Consider the following 1,621-nt stretch of genomic DNA (forward strand, 5'->3'; position numbering starts at 1 on the left):
TAGCGTGCTTGAAATTGAATAGGCATATTACCGATAAAGAAATACATAGTCAGCCCTTTCCCTACTTGGCAGATCCAATATGATCCAACAGCAAATCAGTAATATCGCATTGGTCGTTGCGAATTATGACGATGCCATTGCTTTCTATACCCAAAAGCTACAGTTTAATTTGGTGGAAGATCGCGACTTGGGGGGTGGTAAACGTTGGGTGCTGGTGTCACCCCCCAACTCGAATGGCACGAACTTGCTGCTGGCCCAGGCGAGTAACGACGAGCAAGCGGCCTGTATTGGCAATCAAACCGGTGGCCGTGTGTTCTTATTTTTGCAAACCAATGACTTTTGGCGGGATTATCAGCTGATGAAGGCGAATGGCGTGGTCTTCAACGAAGAGCCGAGAGAGGAAGCATACGGAACCGTGGTGGTATTCCAGGATCTGTATGGCAATAAATGGGATTTGCTGCAGCTCAATAATAATCGGCCATAACAGGCGCCGGATAAACAGTTCAAACGGGTCTGAAATAAACCGCTTTAATCCAAAATCCAGCAATAACCAATATTCACACCTCGCCATCGACTGGCAAACACGGCTTTTGCTCATGCCGGTGACACCGAAACTCGAAGCCGTCTGTCGGGCCGTGTAATGACCCACTGAAATCCTGCTCAGGTCATAATGAGTGGAGATCACAGACATGAGCATCATGATGGAAGAAGAAATCAAACGTTGGACCGCCAAGCGCAAGACCGCGTTGGTCATGGACATAATCCAGGGCAAGACCACAGTTTCCGAGGCGGCTCGCGCCTTCGATTTAACTCCCTCTGAAATTGAGGAGTGGGTTAATGATGCCAAACAGGGCATGGAGAACGCTCTGCGCGCCAAGCCGTTGGATATCCGCGAGCAGTACGAGAAACAACTCAAAGAGCTTCAAGAGGCCTATGGCGAAGCCATGCTGGAGTTACGCGCCAGAAAAAAGTTGGCCTCCCTGCTCGGCGAGGACGACAGATAGTCGCCGATGTTCAGCAGGGATTACGCGCCGAGGGTACCGAAGTCTCCGTCAGTAAAATCTGTCGTTGGTTTGGCTTGCCGCGGCGCAGCTGGTATTACCGAAGCGTCAAGGCCGCGCCCAAGGTTCAGGAGCATCTGGTTACGCCGATCAAGGTCATGATCGAGGAGAATCCATCCTTCGGTTATCGAACCGTGGCGGCACTGCTGGGCTTCAACAAGAACACAGTACAGCGCATCTTCCAGCTCAAGGGGTGGCAAGTCCGCAAGCGCCCGGTCGGGTTTCGCCCACGGATCCAGGCCTTGCCATCGGTGGCGTCTGCCCCAAACCAGCGTTGGGCGACCGACCTCTACCGGATCTGGGCTGGACAGGATGGCTGGTGTTCGTTGGCCTTGGTGATTGATTGCCATACCCGAGAGTTGCTGGGTTGGCATCTATCGCGCAGTGGTAAATCTAAGACGGCCGAGGCGGCGCTGGAGCAAGCGCTGATAACCCGATTCGGATGCCTGGGACGGGTAACCACGCCGTTCTTGTTACGCAGCGACAATGGGTTGGTGTTTACCAGCCGCAACTACACCGCGCTGGTCAAAAGCTATGGGCTACAACAGGAGTTCATTACA

At 53.0% G+C, this 1,621-nt stretch carries 3 protein-coding genes; all 3 read left to right on the plus strand.

What is annotated here, in order from left to right:
- Nucleotides 1-79: 79 nt before the first annotated feature.
- Nucleotides 80-484, plus strand: coding sequence for a VOC family protein (locus tag ACZYUB_RS16570; RefSeq protein WP_463949337.1), 405 nt, complete (start codon nt 80-82; stop codon nt 482-484).
- A 205-nt stretch (nt 485-689) separates the two neighbouring features.
- On the plus strand, nt 690-1,004 hold the full coding sequence (locus tag ACZYUB_RS16575; protein WP_463949338.1) for a transposase: 315 nt from the start codon (nt 690-692) through the stop codon (nt 1,002-1,004).
- A gap of 74 nt (nt 1,005-1,078) precedes the next feature.
- Nucleotides 1,079-1,621: transposase (locus ACZYUB_RS16580; RefSeq protein WP_463949339.1), on the plus strand; the 543-nt coding region annotated here is incomplete at its 3' end.

It is taken from the genome of Pseudaeromonas sp. HNCC25DJ182 (assembly GCF_055413365.1).

What these genes read in the sequence shown, in the direction of transcription:
- ACZYUB_RS16575 (WP_463949338.1), top strand. Translation starts at nt 690, where the DNA reads ATGAGCATCATGATGGAAGAAGAAATCAAACGTTGGACCGCCAAGCGC.
- ACZYUB_RS16570 (WP_463949337.1), top strand. Translation starts at nt 80, where the DNA reads ATGATCCAACAGCAAATCAGTAATATCGCATTGGTCGTTGCGAATTAT.